The following is an 18,616-nucleotide window of genomic DNA, read 5'->3' as shown; positions in this document are numbered from 1 at the left end:
CGGTATTGATTGAAACAGAACTGTCTACACGCAATACAGGATTACTGACATGCAAGCACAACTGGAAACGCTGGGCCAACTGGAGCGTCGTCTCGACTTCGCTATCCCGTCTGCCGACATCGAAACCGCCGTGGATGCCCGCCTGAAGCGCGTGGCTCGCACCGCTCGTATTCAAGGCTTCCGTCCTGGCAAGGCCCCGATGAAGATCGTGGCTGCCAACTACGGCCTGCAAGTTCGCGAAGAAGTCTTGGGCGAACAGGTACAAACCGCTTTCGCCAGCGCTGTGCAAGACCAGAAGCTGCGCGTTGCGGGTTTCCCCCGTTTTGAAGGCAAGCCTGCCGAAGGCGATGCATTCAAGTTCAGCGCCACCTTCGAAATCTACCCCGAAGTGGTCGTGGGCGACCTGACCGCTGTTGAAGTGGAGCGTCCGGTACTGAGCGTGACCGACGCCGAAGTAGACAAGACCATCGAAATCCTGCGCAAGCAGCGCACCCGTTTTGACCGCGTCGAACGCGCTGCCGAGAAGGGCGATCGCGTGATCGTCGACTTCAAGGGCACCATCGACGGCGTGGCATTTGCTGGCGGTTCCAGTGAGAACTACGCCTTCCTGGCTGGCGAAGGCCAGATGCTGCCTGAGTTCGACAGCGCCGTGGTCGGTATGAAGGAAGGCGACACCAAGACCTTCGACCTGGCCTTCCCGGCTGATTATCAAGGCAAGGACGTGGCCGGCAAGACCGCCCAGTTCGAAGTGACCGTCAAGAACGTGGCTGGTGCGACCATGCCCGAGCTGGATGCTGCCTTTGCCAAGACCCTGGGTGTGGAAGATGGCAGCATCGATGCCCTGCGTGCTGAAATCCGCAAGAATGTCGAGCGCGAAGTGAAGCGTCGTCTGACCGCTCGCGGCAAGGAAGCCGTGATGCAGGCCCTGCTGGACGTCAGCCCGCTGGAACTGCCGCGTGCACTGGTTGGCCAGGAAATCGGCCGCCTGATCGAGAACGCCCGTCAGGAAATGCAGCAACGGGGCTTCGATCCCAAGGAAATGCCTTTCCCGCCTGAGCTGTTCGAAGAGCAGGCCAAGCGTCGCGTCAGCCTGGGTCTGATCCTGGCTGAAGTGGTGCGCGCCAACAATCTGCAAGCCAAGCCTGAGCAGATTCAGACCATCGTGGCTGAATTCGCCGAGAGCTACGAGCATCCGGAAGAAGTGGTCAAGTGGTACTATGCCAGCAGTGATCGCCTCGAAGGCCCGGAGGCGCTGGCGCTGGAAGACAACGTGGTTGAGTTCGTCTACTCCAAGGCCAAGACGGTTGAGAAGCAACTGGCGTTTGACGAACTGATGGGTCAACAAGCCTAAGTTTGCGTTCTACGCTTGAAATCGGGCTCGTCCGCCTTACCTTTATAGGTAAGTGCCGGCCGGGCCCTTTTTTATCCGGCTTATCCGGCCCCCTATACGACTTGCCGACAAGAAGGACAGCATGAGCAACTTCAATCCCGCCGATTGGCGCAACACCCACACCGAACCGCAGGGCTTGGGCTATGTTCCCATGGTCATCGAGCAAAGCGGCCGTGGCGAGCGTGCCTACGATATCTATTCGCGCCTCTTGAAGGAACGCGTGATCTTCCTGGTGGGGCCGGTCAACGATGCGACCGCCAACCTGGTTGTGGCGCAGATGCTGTTCCTGGAGTCGGAGAATCCGGACAAGGATATCTTCCTCTACATCAACAGCCCCGGCGGTTCGATCTCTGCTGGCATGTCCATCTACGACACCATGCAGTTCATCAAGCCCGATGTCTCCACACTGTGCGTGGGTATGGCTGCCAGCATGGGCGCCTTCCTGTTGCAGGCGGGTGCCAAGGGTAAGCGTTTTGCCCTGCCTAACTCCACGGTGATGATTCACCAGCCCCTGGGTGGTTTCCAGGGCCAGGCGACCGATATCGAGATCCATGCCAAGTACATCCTGAGCCTGCGTGAGAAATTGAATGCCCTGATGGCCCAGCACACTGGCCGCAGCATTGAAGAAATTACCCGTGACAGCGACCGTGACAACTTCATGACCGCGACGGAAGCCCAGGCCTATGGCCTGGTCGACCAGGTGATCTCCTCGCGCCAGGCGCTGGCCTGAACCCGACAGCCGGGAGTTCGCTCCCGGTTGCCTTATTAGATAGAACGTGGCCGCCTGGCGGCCACTTGCGATGGCGAGGTTGCCATGACCGAAAAAGAAAAACTCCTTTACTGCTCCTTCTGCGGCAAGAGCCAGCACGAAGTGCGCAAACTGATCGCTGGTCCACAGGTTTTCATCTGTGACGAATGTATCGAGTTGTGCAATGACATCATCCGTGAAGAACTGCAGAGCGGCACAGCAGTGACCGGTGCGGCCAAGACTGGCGCTGCCGGCAAGCTGCCAGCACCGGCCGAAATCCGTGCCTCGCTGGACCAGTATGTGATCGGGCAGGACAAGGCCAAAAAATCGCTGGCGGTAGCGGTGTACAACCACTACAAGCGGCTGGCCAATCCGGCTGCCAAGACCGGCGACGTCGAGCTGGCCAAGTCCAATATTTTGCTGATCGGGCCCACCGGTTCGGGCAAGACCTTGCTGGCACAGACCCTGGCGCGCCTGCTGGATGTCCCCTTCGTGATGGCGGACGCCACCACGCTGACCGAGGCCGGCTATGTGGGCGAGGATGTCGAAAACATCATCGCCAAGCTGCTGCAGAAGTGCGATTGGGATATCGAGAAGGCCCAGCGCGGCATTATCTATATCGATGAAATCGACAAGATTTCGCGCAAGTCCGACAACCCGTCCATTACCCGCGATGTCTCGGGTGAGGGCGTGCAGCAGGCCTTGCTGAAGCTGATCGAAGGTACGGTGGCGTCGATACCGCCGTCGGGTGGCCGCAAGCACCCGAATCAGGAATTCCTGCAGGTTGATACCACCAACATCCTGTTCATCTGCGGTGGCGCTTTTGATGGCCTGACCAATGTGATACGCCAGCGTTCGCAGAAGGGCGGTATCGGTTTTGCTGCCTCGGTGCACTCCAAGGACGCCAGCAAGGATGTAGGCAAGACCCTGCGTGAGACTGAGCCGGAAGACTTGATCAAGTTCGGCCTGATTCCCGAGTTCGTGGGCCGCCTGCCTGTGGTGGCGACCCTGGACGAGCTGGATGAGGCTGCCTTGATCACCATTCTGACCGAGCCCAAGAACTCGCTGATCAAGCAGTACCAGAAGCTGTTCGAACTGGAAGGTGCCGAGCTGGAAGTGCGCCCGGAAGCGCTGAACGCCATTGCCCGCAAGGCACTGGCGCGCAAGACCGGTGCGCGGGGCCTGCGTTCCATCCTGGAAGGTGCGCTGCTCGACACCATGTACGAACTGCCGTCGCAACACGATGTGCAGAAGGTAGTGATCGACGAGAATGTGATTGATCACGCCGGGCAGCCCTTGCTGGTGCATGGCGACAAGGATAAGTCACAGGCGCAGGCTGCCTGAGCCCAAGCCGCTGCGCGATATATCGCTGGCGGTCGCTTGTTGGACGAAGCCCGGTAAGAAAATCCATATGAACGCTGTTTTTTTGGGATTTCCTGCCGCAGCTTCATCCCTATCATGCTGATGTTGCAGGCTGATGTGCAGGCGCTAAGTCGTTCAAAGCAAAAGAAACCGCCCTTAGGGGCGGTTTCTTTTTGTGGCGGGTGGTTGCCGAGCCGGGCTTTTATCAGTCAAGATGGACTTGCACCACGTTGAAATCTGCGTTCTGCGCCCCATCTTCCAGACATAGACTCTCGCACTGGATACCCCATGTCCCAGCACACTGAACTGCCAGCCCACTCTATTGACATGCCACTGTTGCCCTTGCGCGACGTGGTAGTGTTCCCTTTCATGGTCATACCGTTGTTTGTCGGCCGGCCCAAATCCATACGTGCGCTGGAAGCCGCCATGGAGGCAGGCAAGCAGATACTGCTGCTGGCTCAGAAGAACGCGTCCAAGGACGAACCGGTAGCGACCGATATGTACGACGTCGGCACCGTTGCCACCATACTGCAGATGCTCAAGCTGCCTGACGGCACCGTCAAGGTGTTGGTCGAGGGCAGCCAGCGCGCGCTGGTGGAGACCATCACCGAGGACGATGGCCACTTTACCGTGACTGCCCAACCCGTCCCCATGGATGCGGTCGAGGACACCGAGACGGAAGCCATGCGTCGCGCGTTGTTGGGCCAGTTTGACCAGTTCGTCAAACTGAACAAGAAGATCCCCCCCGAGGTGCTGACCTCCTTGTCCGGCATCGAACGCGCCGGACGCCTGGCCGACACCATTGCTGCCCATCTGCCGCTGAAGCTGGAGCAGAAACAGGACATTCTGGAGATGTTCAAGGTCGGCGAGCGGCTGGAGCACCTGCTCAAGCAGCTGGAAGCCGAAATTGACATCCTGCAGGTGGAAAAGCGCATCCGTGGCCGTGTGAAACGGCAGATGGAGAAAAGCCAGCGCGAGTACTATCTGAACGAGCAGGTCAAGGCTATCCAGAAGGAGCTGGGCGAGATCGAAGAAGGCGCCGAGCTGGATGAGCTGGAGAAGCGTATCAAGGCTGCAGGCCTGCCCAAGGATGCCAAGACCAAGGCGGATGCCGAGCTGAAGAAGCTGAAGATGATGTCGCCCATGTCGGCCGAGGCCACCGTGGTGCGCAACTACATCGATACCCTGATCGGCCTGCCGTGGAAGAAAAAGACCAAGATCAGCAAGGATCTGGCCGAGGCCGACAAGATACTGGATAGCGATCATTATGGCCTCGACAAGGTCAAGGAACGCATCGTCGAGTATCTTGCCGTGCAGCAGCGGGTCGAGAAGCTCAAGGCCCCTATCCTTTGCCTGGTCGGCCCACCCGGCGTAGGCAAGACCTCGCTGGGCGAGAGCATCGCCCGCGCCACCAACCGCAAGTTCGTGCGCATGGCGCTGGGCGGCGTGCGTGACGAGGCCGAGATCCGCGGCCATCGCCGTACCTATATTGGCTCCATGCCCGGCAAGATATTGCAGAGCATGAGCAAGGCCGGGGTGAAGAACCCGCTTTTCCTGCTCGACGAAGTGGACAAGATGGGGGCGGATTTCCGCGGCGACCCTTCCTCGGCCCTGCTCGAAGTGCTGGACCCGGCGCAGAACCACGCTTTCAGTGATCACTACCTGGAAGTGGATTACGACCTCTCTGATGTGATGTTCGTGGCGACGGCCAACTCGCTGAATATCCCGGCCCCCCTGCTGGACCGGATGGAAATCATCCGCCTGGCGGGTTACACCGAGGATGAGAAGGTCAATATCGCCGAGAAGTACCTGGTGCCCAAGCAGATGACTGCCAACGGGCTCAAGGAAAACGAGCTGATCATTCAGGAATCGGCGCTGCGCGATATCGTTCGCTTCTATACTCGCGAAGCGGGCGTGCGTAGCCTGGATCGCGAAGTGGCACGCATCTGCCGCAAGGTGGTCAAGGCTTTGCTGCTCAAGCCATCGGACAAGAAGGTGACGGTCAACGCCAAGAATCTGGACAAGTATCTGGGCGTGCGCAAGTTCACCTATGGCCTGGCCGAGGAAAGCAACCAGGTAGGACAGGTTACTGGTCTGGCATGGACTGAGGTGGGCGGCGAATTGCTGACCATCGAGGCGGTGTCGTTGGCGGGCAAGGGCAAGATGATCACCACCGGCACCCTGGGTGAAGTCATGCAGGAATCTATACAGGCGGCGCTGTCGGTGGTGCGTAGCCGGGCCGAAAGCCTGGGGGTGGATCCGGACTTCTACCAGAAGCACGATATCCATATCCACTTGCCCGAGGGCGCGACACCCAAGGACGGCCCGTCGGCGGGTATCGCCATTACCACCGCCATGGTTTCCATCCTGACCGGCATACCGGTACGCGCTGACGTGGCCATGACCGGCGAGATCACCCTACGCGGCGAAGTGTTGCCCATTGGTGGCTTGAAGGAGAAGCTGCTGGCGGCACACCGTGGCGGCATCAAGCATGTGCTGATACCGGATGGCAACACCAAGGATCTGGTGGAGATTCCGGACAATATCAAGCAAAAGCTGGAGATTCACCCGGTGAAGTGGATAGACCAGGTGCTGGCCTTGGCGCTGGAAAGGCAGCCCACGCCGCGCGTGATTGAGCCTGAAGCGCCGGCAGAGGCCGCCGCTGCGGCCCCGGTGGCGGTGCCCAGCAACACGCCGACCAAGCATTAAGGTTGGGACAAGAGGCTGCCTGTATAGGCAGCCTTTTTGTTATGTGGGCACGGAATCGGCAGCGTTGCCTACCTGAGTGGGTGCTGGCGGGGCGGCTATATTGCCTGGATGCCCGCAAATCCAGCAATGACGCGGCTTTGCGCTTGACACACGAAAAATCCGCTTGCTATAAAGTCTAGGGAATCCCTGCGTGCGCCCCTGCGTGCGAGATGGCAAGACCGTGCCATTGCGCCATGGGGTGAGCCCCCCAAAATCCAATGCCCCGCAGCATGCCATGGCGCGGCAATGGCAGGGGTGGAATGAGGCAGTGTGAGCTGTTGCTGCCTTTTGCGCGAAATGATCTGCTCTGCCAGGCGCCGTACCCATGTATCGAGCTTGATGCGTGTTCAGCGCCTATCGCTGTGTTTGACCTGTATTGCTGTTGCTCCATCCTACCAACTGAAAGGGGACATATAGTGAATAAGTCGGAACTGATTGACGCTATTGCGGCCGAAGCGGGGATATCCAAAGCCGCAGCAGGGAAAGCACTGGATGCAACCATCGCCTCGGTGACTGCTGCGCTCAAGGGCGGAGATATGGTGACGCTGGTGGGTTTTGGCACCTTCTATGTAGGGGAGCGCAGCGCCCGTAGTGGCCGTAATCCACGCACCGGCGCGACCATCAAAATCAAGGCAGCGAAACAACCTAAATTTCGTGCTGGTAAATCGCTAAAAGATTCCGTACAATAGCTGGCTTACTTAGTCCAAACCCTGAAGTTCTCTTGGACGAGGCCTGCTGAGTAGTTTGTTGGTAGGTTCAGGGGTGGTTAGCTCAGTTGGTAGAGCGTCTGCCTTACACGCAGAATGTCGGCGGTTCGACCCCGTCACCACCCACCAGTTTTTTTGCCTTTGGTTGATTCAAGCAGCGCTTTTTACTGACTGACTTGGCCAAGTGGAACTTGGAGCGGTAGTTCAGTTGGTTAGAATACCGGCCTGTCACGCCGGGGGTCGCGGGTTCGAGTCCCGTCCGCTCCGCCAAATCAAAAAAGGGTGAACGCAAGTTCGCCCTTTTTTATTGCCTGTCATTGAACCATCGCCCTAGCAGGGTGTGGAGATGTCTACCGATGTTCGAGTTCGTACAAAAGCACCGTGGGTTCGTGGGTGTGGCCTTTGGCCTGGTGATTCTTGGCTTGATGATGACCGGCGGCTCCGCCACCTTGATGGGGGACGGCGGTGCCGGCACCCTGGCCAAGGTCGATGGGGTGGAGGTCACAGAGCGTGATCTGCAGACATTGGCAGGCGGCCAGCAAGTGCCCGAGGCTGAAAAGCCCAAGATGGTCGAACAATTGGTACAGCGCCAGTTGATGATGAACCAGGCCAAGGAACTGAACGTGCTGGCTGCGGATGCGCAACTGCGCGAGCAGATCGGCAAGATCGACGCCTTCAAGGGCGAAGACGGCAAGTTCAGCATAGAGCGCTACAAGAGCATGCTCGCTAGCCGCAATATGACCGTGGCCCAGTTCGAGCAGCTGTTGGGCGAAGACATGCGGATGCAGACACTGGTGGACAGCCTGGGCTCGAGCGGATTTAGCTCGCGCCTGGCTGCTGAACGCCTGGTCACTGCGGTGACCCAGCCGCGCGAAGTGACGGCACTGGTGTTTGGTGCAGATAAGTTCATGCCCCAGGCTGTCGTGAGCGACGCCGAGGTCAAGCAATACTACGACAGCCACCAGGCGGACTACCGCCTGCCAGAGCGGGTAAAGCTGTCTTATGTGGTGTTTTCGCGCGATGCCTTGCTACCGACCACGGTAGTGACACCGCAGCAGTTGCAGGAACACTTCGAGAAGAATAAGGCTGAGCTGGCTCAGGAAGAGCGCCAGGTTCGTCATATCCTGATCAAGGCCGATGCCGCTGCCAGCAAGGAGGCCAAGGCGGCCGCCAAGCAAAAGGCCGAGAAGCTCCTGGCTGAGCTGAAGCAAAACCCGGCCCGCTTTGCCGACCTGGCCAAGCAGAATTCGGAAGATCCGGGTTCGGCCGTGCAGGGTGGTGATCTGGGATACAACCGCAAGGGTGTGATGGTAAAGGCTTTTGACGATGCTGCATTCAAGCTGGCCAAGGGCGAGCTGAGTGGCGTGGTTGAGACTGAATACGGCTATCACATCCTGCAACTGCAGGACGTGCGGAGCAAGAGCTTCGACGAGCTCAAGCCCGGCATTGAGCAGTCGCTGCGCGCCGAGCTGGCCCAGAAGCGTTTTGATGCGGAAACCGAGAAGTTCACGGACATGGCTTACCAGCAGGCCAACAGTCTGCAGCCCCTGGTGGATGCCTATAAGCTGCCGCTGGTTCAGAGCGACTGGGTGAGCCGCGAGGCCAGTGCCGACCCGATGCTGAATGACAAGGTACGTGAAGCCGTGTTTGGCGATGATGTGCTGAACAAGAAGCACAATTCCGAAGCCATTGAAGTGAGCAAGGGTACGCTGCTGGTGGCACGCGTGGCTGCCCATGAAAAGGCACGCGTCCCTCCGCTGACTGAGGTGGCTGGCAAGATCAGCGATCTGCTCAAGCGCGAGAAGGCAGTCAAGCTGGCACAGGCAGAAGGCAAGAAGACCCTGGCAGCGTTGCAAGCCGGTACGCCGGTTGCACTGGAATGGACGCCGTCGCGCCCCATAAGCCGCCTGCGTAGCGAAGGCCTGGACAAGCCCGCCATCAATGCCATCTTCTCCGCCAAGCTGCCTGGCTATGCTGGTGTAGAGAACAAGGACAGCTATATCGTCTTCAAGGTGAGCGCCGCGACCGCTGCGCCTATGGACCCAGCCATGCGCCAGAATCTGGTGGGTTCGCTGGAGCAGGTGACCGGTCGCCAGACGGTAGAGGCTTATATCGCCGAACTGCGTAGAAAGCAGAAGGTGGAGATCGCCCAGCCCAAGTAAGCGCGCTGGCCGTGCTTACCAAGAAAAGCGCCCTGTCTTTGCAGGGCGCTTTTTTGTTGCCTGTCGCCTGGCGGCTAGCGAGGCTTCTCCAGCTCGTACACCGTCTTGCCGCGCAGCTTGAACAGATGCGCGGCGTGATAGAGGTTTTCTGAGTGGCCTACGAACAGCAGGCCATTGGGCCTAAGTAGTGGGGCGAATCGTTCCAGTATCTTGAGTTGGGTAGCGCGGTCGAAATAGATCATCACGTTACGGCAGAACATGGCGTCGAATGGGCCACGCACTGACCAGAGCGGGTCTATCAGGTTCTGCCGGCGAAAAGTCATCATCTCACGCAGCTCGGCCTTGATTTCGTAATGGCCGTCGGCCCGCTTGTTGAAGAAACGCCCCAGTTGCTGCGGTGTCAGTTTGTCTACCTTGTCCGCGCTATACACGCCGGCCTGGGCAATCTTGAGTACGCTGGTGTCCAGATCGGTGGCAATGATCTTGACGGGTGGCCTGAGGCTATCAAATGCTTCGGCTGCCGTGATGGCCAGTGACCAGGGTTCTTCACCGGTAGAGGCGGCTGAGCACCAGATATGCTGGGTGCCGACACTACGGTTGGCCTTGAGGTGTTCCAGTAGCACCGGGAAGTGGTGGGTCTCGCGGAAGAAGGATGTGAGGTTGGTAGTCAGCGAGTTGATGAACGCTTCCCACTCGGCCTCGTCGCCTTTCTCCAGTAGTACCAGGTATTCCTGAAAGGTGCCAAAACCATGCGCCCGCAAGCGCTTGGCCAGGCGACCATAGACCATGTCATGCTTGCTGTCGTTGAGTGCGATGCCGGCATAGTCGTATATCAATTTCTTCACCCGATCAAAATCCTGCTGGGTGAACTTGAACTCCCGCACGGCGGGGGTACTCATGGCCGGTATGACGAAGGGCGGAGGGCTGGTGCGGGTATCTTTCATCGTCTTCTTATCTTAGAGCCTGTTCATGATTTTTTCACCCCGACGCCGGCCCGCCAGGTTCCGGGCATTGCCGGTGGCGACCGCCGCGGTAGCGACCGCCGCGGCAGCGACCGGCGTTACCAGCTGCTTGCGGTACCCGTACTGCGGCACGGCTTATGCCTTGTCCGCCATCCGGCACAGCCCGGAACGCCGGGGCGAAAAGATCGTGAACAGGCGCTTGGCAGCCCGGTTGGGGATGCAAAGCCCCGTTGGCACCGAGCACAGCGATACAGCCGATAGTTGCTGATGCAGCGTTGGTCTGGGGGAAGGGCTGTCTTGAGCAACTTCTGCAAGGCCAGCCAGGCACAGGATGGGTATGCTGCGCGTGGCTAATCAGGACAAGGCGACATGGCGACAAGGATGGCGGCGTACTACACAAGGCTGCGCAAGGTACTGCGACACATAGATACGCATCTGGCGGATGAATTGACCGCGGCACACCTGAGCGAGGTGGCGGCCTTGTCCAAATACCATTTCCACCGGCAGTTCTCGGCCCTGCTGGGTATAGGCGTCTACCGCTACATCCAGCTCCGGCGTATGAAGCGGGCGGCGTTTCAGCTGGCGTTCCGGCTGGAGCAGCCCATTACCGACATCGCCATCGCCAATGGCTACGATAGCCCCGAGGCGTTCTCGCGAGCGTTCAAGCGTTGCCTGGGTCAGACACCATCGGGCTTTCGGCGCTTGCCGCAATGGTGGGCGTGGCACGAGGCCTACCACCCCATAATGGCATCGGAGGCCAGACATATGCAGCATTTGATACCGCAGGAAGCCGTCAGCTTGATCGAGTTCCCAGCAACGCGCTTGGTGGCCATGGCGCACCAGGGACATCCAGCCCTGATCGGTAATACCGTGCGGCGCTTTATCGCCTGGCGCAAGGGCAAGCAGTTGCCGCCACATCGTCACGCCACCTTCAACGTGCTCTATACCGACCCTGCAGAATCGCCACCTGCCGATTTCCGTATGGATATCGGTGTCGCCACCGAGTTATCAGTCGCGGGCAATGGCGAGGGCTTGTTTGAAATCATCTTGCCGGCAGGCCGCTGTGCGGTATTGCGGCATATCGGCTCTGACGACACTCTGGCCGCCAGCGTGCACTATCTCTACGCTGTATGGCTACCGCAGAGTGGTGAGACGCTGCGGGATTTTCCGCTGTATTGCCAGCGTGTCCGTTTCTTTCCTGATGTGGCAGAGCATGAGGCCATCACCGATATCTTCCTGCCATTGCTATAGGGCAGAGGTGTACGCGCTGCCCGCCTGTAGGTGCGGGGCGGTGGCATGCAGGATATCGATACCGGCCATCGGCATTTATCGATATTTATCTTGTATTGATAATTTATCTTGATAGAATAATTCCAGATAAACGCCGATGGATGGAGTAAACCGTGTCTGTCTCTGCTGCGTCTGCAAGATATACCTTCAGACGACCCAGCCTGGCCGTGGGCTTTTGTGAAGCCTTATCAGGCGAGGGGCTGCTCGATGCCCGTTCAGGCTTGTTCCTGGCGGCACAGCGCCGTGTGGGCAAATCCACCTTCCTGCGGGAGGATCTTATCCCCACCGCCGAGGCGCGTGGCTGGGCCACTGTCTACGTGGACTTGTGGTCGGATAGGGCCAGCGATCCGGCCGAACTGATTGCCGATGCCATCAAGCAGAAGATCGCCGAGTTCCATGGTCTGGTCAGCAAAGCCGCCAAGGCCATAGGCCTGTCCAAGATCACGATTGCCGGCTCCCTCTCGCTGGACCTGACCGTTCCCGGCCTGCCAGCCGGAGTGACCCTGCATCAGGCGTTGGAGCTGCTGCATGGCATCGCCAAACGCCCCGTCATGCTGGTGGTGGATGAAGCCCAGCATGCCCTGACGACACCCAGCGGCCTGCAAGCCATGTATGCACTCAAGGCTGCCCGCGATGCCATGAACCGCTCTGGCGATGCCCCAGACCTGATGCTGGTGTTCACCGGTTCCAGCCGCGACAAGCTGGCCCATCTGGTAATGAGCGCCAAGATGCCGTTCTATGGCTCCCGTGTGACGCCATTCCCCTTGCTGGGGCGTGAGTTCACCGACGAGTACACCACCAGTGTCAACCGTGCACTGGCGGCCGATAACCAGCTCGACCCGGTCGCTGTGTTCGAGGCCTTCGAGATGGTGGGCAATCGCCCCGAACTACTGCGCAGCCTGGTGGCCGATATTGCCCTGGCACAGGAGTCGCCCAATCTCAGTATGCGGCTGAGGGCTGATGCCTACTTGGTGCAAGACCGGGTGTGGCAGGAGGTCAAGAGCGACTTCGAATCGCTGACACCGCTGCAGCAGGCCGTGGTGCGCGTCATGGCCAGCAAGGAAGGGCAGTTCTCCCCCTTTGGAGAGGCCTCAATGAGCGCTTACAAGGCCCTGCTGCCCGACACCGTGCCGCTGAGCACCGCCACCGTCCAGAACGCCATTGATGCCCTGCGCGAGCGCGATATCATCTGGAAGGAGTCACGCGGCGCGTACGAGATAGAAGACCAGGCCTGGGTAGCGTGGCTGCGTTTGAGCGGCCGGGCCTGACGGGCCTGCGCGCCGGGCCACATCAAGAGGACAGTATTAGAGCGCTGACACGGCCACCATCGGTCTGTGGCGGGGCAGGGCACTCTTTCATCTTTCGGCTGGAAAACCCATGCATAGTCTACAAGGCAGCGTAGCGCTGATTACCGGTGGCACCACAGGCATAGGCTTGGCAACGGCACAGGCCTTCATTGCCAGGGGCGCTAAGGTGGTCGTGGCAGCACGCAATCGGGAGCAGGGCGAGGCCGCAGTGTCGATGCTGCGCACGCAGGGCGAGGCCGCTTATCACCCCTGCGATGTTACCGACCCACTCTCCGTCGCTGCGCTCGTGGCCTTTACCCTGGACCGTTTTGGCAAGCTGGACTGTGCAGTCAATAGCGCCGCCTGCGACGTACAAGCCATGGACACCCACGAAATGGCATTCGACGAGGCCTGCCGCAGTACCTCGACCGACGTGCTGGGTGTCTTCAACTGCATGAAATACCAGATCGAGGCCATGCTCCGTCAGGGCGGTGGCACCATCGTCAATGTCTCTTCCATCAACGGCTTGTCCGGTGCACCCACTGCAGCCATGTATAGCGCAGGTAAGCATGCGGTCATCGGCCTTACCCGCTCCACGGCCAAGGAATACATCTCGCGTGGCATACGCATCAACGCCGTCTGCCCAGGGGCCACAGAAACGCCACGCCGCACACGCCGTACCGCGCACCTCGACGCCACCGCGCTGCTGGCACACCAAGAGCAACTGGCCCAAGCCATCCCCATAGGCAGGTTGGCCCAGGCCGAGGAAATCGCCAACGCCATCCTGTGGCTAAGCTCACCGGAATCATCTTATGTCGTGGGCCACAGTTTGGTGGTGGATGGCGGCCTGCAGGCTTAGCGCCGTTTACAACATCCCTCAGACGTTGTTGTGGGGGCTTGCCTCGCCCTTGTTTGCCTGTGGTGCTTGCCTAGCCAGAAACGCTGGGCTGTTGCTTACCGGGCCACTATCACGTGCGCCTGGGTTCTGCGTATAAAGGACAATGCGGAGCGCATTGAGGTGCATGCGTAAGGTTTTGGTGCCGCCTTCCCCGGGACGGACGAACGTGGTTTGGGCAGCAGCCAGGCTGGTCGCCATGTCATCTTGCGAGATAGTGCGCACCTGGTTCAATCCATCAGCGTCCGCGCGATAACCGCCTGAACGGGGCATGCCTCCCCCGCCTACCTGGCATCAAGCTGAAGGAAGTGCTCAGCCACGCCCTCGACCCCGTCCTCTACCGCCTCTCTGTGGTGCGCCTGGCCCTGGTTGGCCTTGTGGCCCTGGCTGCTGGTGCTGGCCGTTTTGTTGTGGCGCCGGTTGAGCGGGCGCGGGGGCAGCGTGAGCATGGCGCTGTGCGGGACCAGCCTGCTGAGGTGCAGGGGGCGCTTGGTGTTGCGCTGGCGCGGCAGCTGGAGCTCCACGTCCCCCGCCGAGGTTATGACGTTGCCCCCATGCACCTTGTAGCTGGACGGGCTGAGCGTTGACCGGGTGGGCGAATGCGGCGATCACTTCCTGGCGACCCGCTTCGCGCTCGGCGCGCTGTTGCCACGCGTTGGGTGGCGGTGGGCCAGCCGGCCTAGGAGGTGGAGCGGCGGCTACTGCGGCCTGGGCTTCTGCCAACTGATCGCGTGCCTCCCGGAGAGCTTGATTCACGTGCTGGCGTGCGCCGCGATGACCATCATCCTGAGCCGCATCAAGCTGACCGGCTCCCACACCAGCATACCGCACGCCATCTGCAATACGGGCTCTGCGCGCACCCTGCAGGTTGTCGACCGCAGCCTGTGCAGCAGCCGCTGCACCACGATGATCGCCTCTATCGGCAGCGGCCTGGGCTTGTTGACCCGCCTGCTGGCCTCGCCGTTGCAACTCGTGGCGATCGCCTACATTGCCCTGATTCCCGCGGCCCGGGCCGCCACCACGGCCACCACGCCCGCCACCGCCTCTTCCTCCTCGGTTCATCTGATTCCTCCGGCCATTTTGCTTGTGGTATCAACTAGTTGCCTGGTTTCGTCCGACCTACAGACTTGCCGGCAACCGAAAACCAATATAGTCCAATGGATTCAGAAGGAAGTAGTGAATACAAGTACCGATAGACACTCACAGGCCGCAGAGAAGGATACGGTGGGTAACGTCCCAGGGCGAGCTATACCAGCTTGCCGTCGAAACGGCAGCGGTACAGGCAGCGCTTGCCGCCAGTGGCATCGAGATACGCAAGCTGGCCGAACACTAACGCCGGATGGCTAGATCAGTCAGCGGGATGTGATGTCACCAGATTGTGTACTTTGGGCCTGCTTGTAGGTACACAGAAAGGTACTCAAAAACTTGGATCTGGACACACCTTCATGGACACACAAGGACAACAAAAAACCCGCATCGCTAGCAACGATACGGGTTTTCTGGAATTCCTTGGAACTACTCGGACTGTATTCTGGTGCCCGGAGCCGGAATCGAACCGGCACGGCTTGCGCCGAGGGATTTTAAGTCCCTTGTGTCTACCAGTTTCACCATCCGGGCGGTGAGGCAAGCTGCTGGTGGTTGTGGAGGCGGGTCAAGAATCGAACCGATGTAGCGGGATTGGCGGTCTGCATCGTCGTTAACGATATCAACGACTTGCGAAAATCCTCACTGCGCGCTCCAAGCTTCCTACCTTTTCAGCAGCGTACCCCTGAAACTTTGTGCGGGCCGCAGTATATCAGGCCAGCTGTATTTTCGGGAGGTCGCTTAGGTAAGTCCGACACGATCAGTGAGCGCGCATTTGACCCGTAGTAGGGGCGTTCAGCGCCCTGTCGCCTGGCTGGCGCAGCACGCTCCGAACCGGCCCATGCGGTATCACCTGCACTTCGGCCTTGTGCTCCCATCCCTCACCCTAACCATCAGGGTAAGTAGCGCTTCTGCAGCTTCGCCAGTTCGCCATTTTCTGCCATGGCATCGATGCCGGCGTTGAGCAGGGTCAGTAAGGCGCGGCTGCGGGGGGTGGCGCGGGATAGCATCATATGGAAGCTGGTGGCGGTGACACCGGGTACGGGAGCGCTGGCCAGGCGGGTGTCGTTCAGCAGTCGCTTCATCTTGGCGTCGGTCAGGCTAAAGCCCACCATGACTTCGCGCTTCTCGATAAACAGGTCGCAATGCCCGGCATGCAGCTTGGCAATCAGCTGCGGGAACTGCGAGGTCCCCCGATCCACGTCCTTGGGCCCCAGGCCATAGGTTTCGTAGTTGTAGCCGTGCAGGCCGCAAACGCGATACTTTTTCAGGTCGGGTAGCTGTTGTACAGCCAGGCCCTTGGGGTAGCGCTGGCGGCTGTAGAAATAGACGCTGGTGGTCTGGTAGTAGGCGTGGCTGAGCATGTAATCCCGTTCCCGTTCGGGATTGAGGGAGGCGCCCAGGGCCAACTCGTACATACCGCGTTTCAGCAGCGCCTGGCAACGCTCCCAGGGCAGCATGTCGATCTTGAAATCCAGCCCGGCATCGTCGGCAATCCGCTTGAGTACATCGACAGAGTAGCCTTTCAGGATGGGGGTGCCATCGGCCGTGCTGCCATCCTGCCAGATATAGGGCGGCCAACCGCCGCCGTCATCGCAGATGCGCAGGGTCTCGGTACCGGCGGGGCTGGCAGCCAGCGCGGCAGGGGCAAGCAGGGAAAGGATCAGAGGCAGCAATCGCATGGGCTAGGTGCAGCACGGGGACTGCCTCAAGCATAGTGCTTGTCATGCCGGCCTGCTGGCATGCAAGGAGATAACCGCCGGATGGCGGCTACCTCTTGCATGGGCGTATCAGCCCAAGGTGCTGATCAGGTACTGCTTGATGGCATCCGCGTCGTTGGGCATCACGCTGCTGCGCTGGGGGCGGCTTTCCAGATCGGCCAGCTCGGCGGGGCGCGGGGGCTGTTCGCCCAGAGCTTCGAGGATGGTGGCCTCGAACTTGGCGGGCAGGGCGGTTTCCAGGGTGACCATGGGTACGCCAGGACGACGGCTTTCCAGTGCGACCTTGACGCCATCTGCCGTGTGCGGGTCGAGTACCACGTTCCAGCGCGATTTGGCGCTGCGTATGGTGGCGATACGGTCGGCATGGGTGCTCTTGCCAGAGCTGAAGCCAAACTCGCCCACCATGCGGGCAAACGAGGGCGTCTTGCCAAAGTCGAAGCCGCCGGTGCTATCCACTTCGCGCCACAGGCCGGCCAGCGCGGCACTGTCGCGGTCTATCAGGTCAAATACAAAGCGTTCCAGATTGGAGGCCTTGGAGATGTCCATGGAGGGGCTGGAGGTAGCATGGGTGGCGGCGGAGCCGCGCACGGTGTAGCGGCCGGTCTTGAAGAACTCGTCCAGCACATCGTTCTCGTTGGTGGCGACCACCAGCTTGCCTATGGGCAGGCCCATCTGGCGGGCGATATGGCCGGCGCAGATATTGCCGAAGTTGCCCGAGGGCACCACGAAGTCCACTGGGTCGCCTATCTTGCCGACTACCTTGAGGTAGGCACGGAAGTAATACACCACTTGGGCAACGATGCGGCCCCAGTTGATGGAGTTGACGGCGCTGATCTTGTAGCCAGCCTTGAAGCTGGCATCGTTGTTGATGGCCTTGACGATATCCTGGCAGTCGTCAAAGGTGCCTTCCACTGCCAGGTTGTGGATGTTGGCATCCTGCAGGCTGAACATCTGCGCCCGCTGGAAGGGGCTCATGCGGCCATGAGGGCTGAGCATGAAGACGTTGACGCCCTGCTTGCCGCGCATGGCGTATTCGGCAGCGGAGCCGGTATCGCCCGAAGTTGCGCCGACGATGTTGACCGATTCGCCACGGCGGGCCAGGACGTACTCGAACAACTGGCCCAGCAGCTGCATGGCAATGTCCTTGAAGGCCAGCGTGGGGCCGTTGGACAGGTGCAGCAGGTGCAGGCCGGGTTCCAGCTCGGTCAGTGGGGTGATCTCATCGCTGCCAAAGGCATCGCGGGTATAGGCCGCTTCCACCAGGCGCCGTACATCGGCAGCCGGGATATCGGTGGCAAAGCGCGAGACGATCTCATAGGCCAGTTGCGGGTAGCTCAGGCTGCGCCAGGCCTGCAGCGTGGCATTGTCCACCTGGGGGTACACATCGGGGACGACCAAGCCACCATCGGGTGCCAGGCCGCCGAGCAGGATGTCGCTGAAGGCTTGCGGGGCCATGCCGCCGCGGGTGCTGATGTATTGCATGTCGGTTTCCTGTGAGTGCCTGTGCTGCCAGTGGTTTGCTGGGTGTTTCATCACTTCGGCGTCGTGGGCCGGCTTGTCGCAATAGGCCTGGGTAGCGCTTCTGGCTGGACCTGGCTGTTCGCGTCCTTGTCATGCATCACACCTGCTGGGCAGGGCTTTGTTGCGTTTTGGTGCGGTTGCCGGGGCGTGGGTCACACCCCATGAAACTGTGGTTGGCGGCTGTTTCCTAGACACGCTCCAGCTTATGGTAGGGCAGGGGCGGCAAGGTCAGCCGGATGGTATCGCCTGGCCGTACCACGCCGCCAGCCCGGACTATCCCCATGATGCCCGCCTTGCGCACCAGGTTGCCTGCTTCATCCCGGCCAAGCACGGCGGCCAGCAGGCCTGGCTGGAAGGCCTCAATCTGGGTGCAGGGATTGCGCAGGCCGGTGATTTCCACTTCGGCTTGCGCACCCAGATGCAGCACGGTACCGCGCGGCAGGTGTAGCAAATCCAGCCCACGGGTGGTCAGGTTCTCGCCCAGTGCGCCCGGCGCCACGGCAAACCCTTGCTGCTGCAGTTCGTCGAGCAGTTCTGCCGCAAGCAGGTGTACCTGCCGCAGATTGGGTTGATCGGGATTCTGCCGTACCCGCGAGCGGTGCTGCACGGTGGTGCCCATATGGGCATCGCCCTCCACGCCCAAGCCCGCCAGCAGGGTGATCTGCGCCGTGCATGGCTTGCTGAAGCCATGCTCCGGATGGCGGCAGACGGCCAGCACCTCGCCTTGCATGTGCGGGCCCG

Annotated in this window: 15 protein-coding genes and 3 tRNA genes; 12 read left to right on the top strand and 6 right to left on the bottom strand. The window is 60.3% G+C overall.

What is annotated here, in order from left to right; genetic code table 11:
- Positions 1–49: 49 nt before the first annotated feature.
- The 8 genes from tig (at position 50) to QWZ03_RS00665 (ending at position 9,117) form a co-directional block, all read left to right on the top strand.
- The gene (tig, locus tag QWZ03_RS00700; RefSeq protein WP_290330965.1) at positions 50–1,351 is read left to right on the top strand and encodes a trigger factor; all 1,302 of its coding nucleotides are present in this window, start codon (positions 50–52) and stop codon (positions 1,349–1,351) included.
- 121 nt (positions 1,352–1,472) lie between these two features.
- On the top strand, positions 1,473–2,120 hold the full coding sequence (clpP, locus tag QWZ03_RS00695; protein WP_284197780.1) for an ATP-dependent Clp endopeptidase proteolytic subunit ClpP: 648 nt from the start codon (positions 1,473–1,475) through the stop codon (positions 2,118–2,120).
- 84 nt (positions 2,121–2,204) lie between these two features.
- A complete protein-coding gene (gene clpX, locus QWZ03_RS00690) occupies positions 2,205–3,482 on the top strand; it encodes an ATP-dependent Clp protease ATP-binding subunit ClpX (RefSeq protein WP_284197779.1) in 1,278 nt (425 codons plus the stop codon).
- A gap of 306 nt (positions 3,483–3,788) precedes the next feature.
- Positions 3,789–6,209 (top strand): endopeptidase La, encoded by a 2,421-nt coding sequence (gene lon, locus QWZ03_RS00685; protein ID WP_290330964.1) that lies wholly within the window; start codon positions 3,789–3,791, stop codon positions 6,207–6,209.
- A gap of 455 nt (positions 6,210–6,664) precedes the next feature.
- Positions 6,665–6,937 (top strand): HU family DNA-binding protein, encoded by a 273-nt coding sequence (locus tag QWZ03_RS00680; protein ID WP_284197777.1) that lies wholly within the window; start codon positions 6,665–6,667, stop codon positions 6,935–6,937.
- A 71-nt stretch (positions 6,938–7,008) separates the two neighbouring features.
- Positions 7,009–7,084, top strand: a tRNA-Val gene (locus QWZ03_RS00675).
- A 64-nt stretch (positions 7,085–7,148) separates the two neighbouring features.
- Positions 7,149–7,225: transfer RNA gene (locus tag QWZ03_RS00670), tRNA-Asp, on the top strand.
- A gap of 86 nt (positions 7,226–7,311) precedes the next feature.
- Positions 7,312–9,117, top strand: coding sequence for a peptidylprolyl isomerase (locus tag QWZ03_RS00665; RefSeq protein WP_290330963.1), 1,806 nt, complete (start codon positions 7,312–7,314; stop codon positions 9,115–9,117).
- A 74-nt stretch (positions 9,118–9,191) separates the two neighbouring features.
- Here QWZ03_RS00665 and QWZ03_RS00660 read toward each other — a convergent pair whose 3' ends face one another.
- Positions 9,192–10,061: a CheR family methyltransferase gene (locus QWZ03_RS00660; protein ID WP_290330962.1), complete on the bottom strand. Its 870-nt coding sequence runs from the start codon at positions 10,059–10,061 to the stop codon at positions 9,192–9,194.
- Positions 10,062–10,448: 387 nt separating this feature from the next.
- Here QWZ03_RS00660 and QWZ03_RS00655 point away from each other — a divergent pair, with 387 nt between their 5' ends.
- The 3 genes from QWZ03_RS00655 (at position 10,449) to QWZ03_RS00645 (ending at position 13,514) form a co-directional block, all read left to right on the top strand.
- Positions 10,449–11,330, top strand: a complete 882-nt coding sequence (locus QWZ03_RS00655) for an AraC family transcriptional regulator (protein ID WP_290330961.1) — start codon at positions 10,449–10,451, stop codon at positions 11,328–11,330.
- A 152-nt stretch (positions 11,331–11,482) separates the two neighbouring features.
- Complete coding sequence (locus QWZ03_RS00650; RefSeq protein WP_290330960.1) at positions 11,483–12,637, top strand: hypothetical protein; 1,155 nt, start codon at positions 11,483–11,485, stop codon at positions 12,635–12,637.
- A gap of 109 nt (positions 12,638–12,746) precedes the next feature.
- Complete coding sequence (locus QWZ03_RS00645; RefSeq protein ID WP_290330959.1) at positions 12,747–13,514, top strand: SDR family NAD(P)-dependent oxidoreductase; 768 nt, start codon at positions 12,747–12,749, stop codon at positions 13,512–13,514.
- A 320-nt stretch (positions 13,515–13,834) separates the two neighbouring features.
- On the opposite strand, the gene QWZ03_RS00640 is transcribed toward QWZ03_RS00645, so the two are convergent.
- Entirely contained in the window at positions 13,835–14,074 is a 240-nt protein-coding gene (locus tag QWZ03_RS00640; protein ID WP_290330958.1) for a hypothetical protein, read from the bottom strand.
- 250 nt (positions 14,075–14,324) lie between these two features.
- On the opposite strand from QWZ03_RS00640, the gene QWZ03_RS00635 reads away from it, so the two are divergent.
- Complete coding sequence (locus QWZ03_RS00635) at positions 14,325–14,897, top strand: hypothetical protein (RefSeq protein ID WP_290330957.1); 573 nt, start codon at positions 14,325–14,327, stop codon at positions 14,895–14,897.
- Between the two features lie 185 nt (positions 14,898–15,082).
- On the opposite strand, the gene QWZ03_RS00630 is transcribed toward QWZ03_RS00635, so the two are convergent.
- From QWZ03_RS00630 to QWZ03_RS00615, 4 genes are all read right to left on the bottom strand, one after another.
- Positions 15,083–15,167 (bottom strand) — tRNA-Leu (locus tag QWZ03_RS00630).
- 359 nt (positions 15,168–15,526) lie between these two features.
- Positions 15,527–16,315 (bottom strand): substrate-binding periplasmic protein, encoded by a 789-nt coding sequence (locus QWZ03_RS00625; RefSeq protein WP_290330956.1) that lies wholly within the window; start codon positions 16,313–16,315, stop codon positions 15,527–15,529.
- Positions 16,316–16,423: 108 nt separating this feature from the next.
- Positions 16,424–17,836, bottom strand: coding sequence for a threonine synthase (thrC, locus tag QWZ03_RS00620; RefSeq protein ID WP_290330955.1), 1,413 nt, complete (start codon positions 17,834–17,836; stop codon positions 16,424–16,426).
- Between the two features lie 226 nt (positions 17,837–18,062).
- A complete protein-coding gene (locus tag QWZ03_RS00615; RefSeq protein ID WP_290330954.1) occupies positions 18,063–18,605 on the bottom strand; it encodes an MOSC domain-containing protein in 543 nt (180 codons plus the stop codon).
- Positions 18,606–18,616 lie beyond the last annotated feature (11 nt).

The sequence above is a fragment of the Chitinimonas viridis genome (genome assembly GCF_030409555.1).
GTDB lineage: Bacteria > Pseudomonadota > Gammaproteobacteria > Burkholderiales > Chitinimonadaceae > Chitinimonas > Chitinimonas viridis.
Note: the sequence above shows the minus strand (reverse complement) of the source record. Positions and strands in the feature narration are given on the sequence as shown.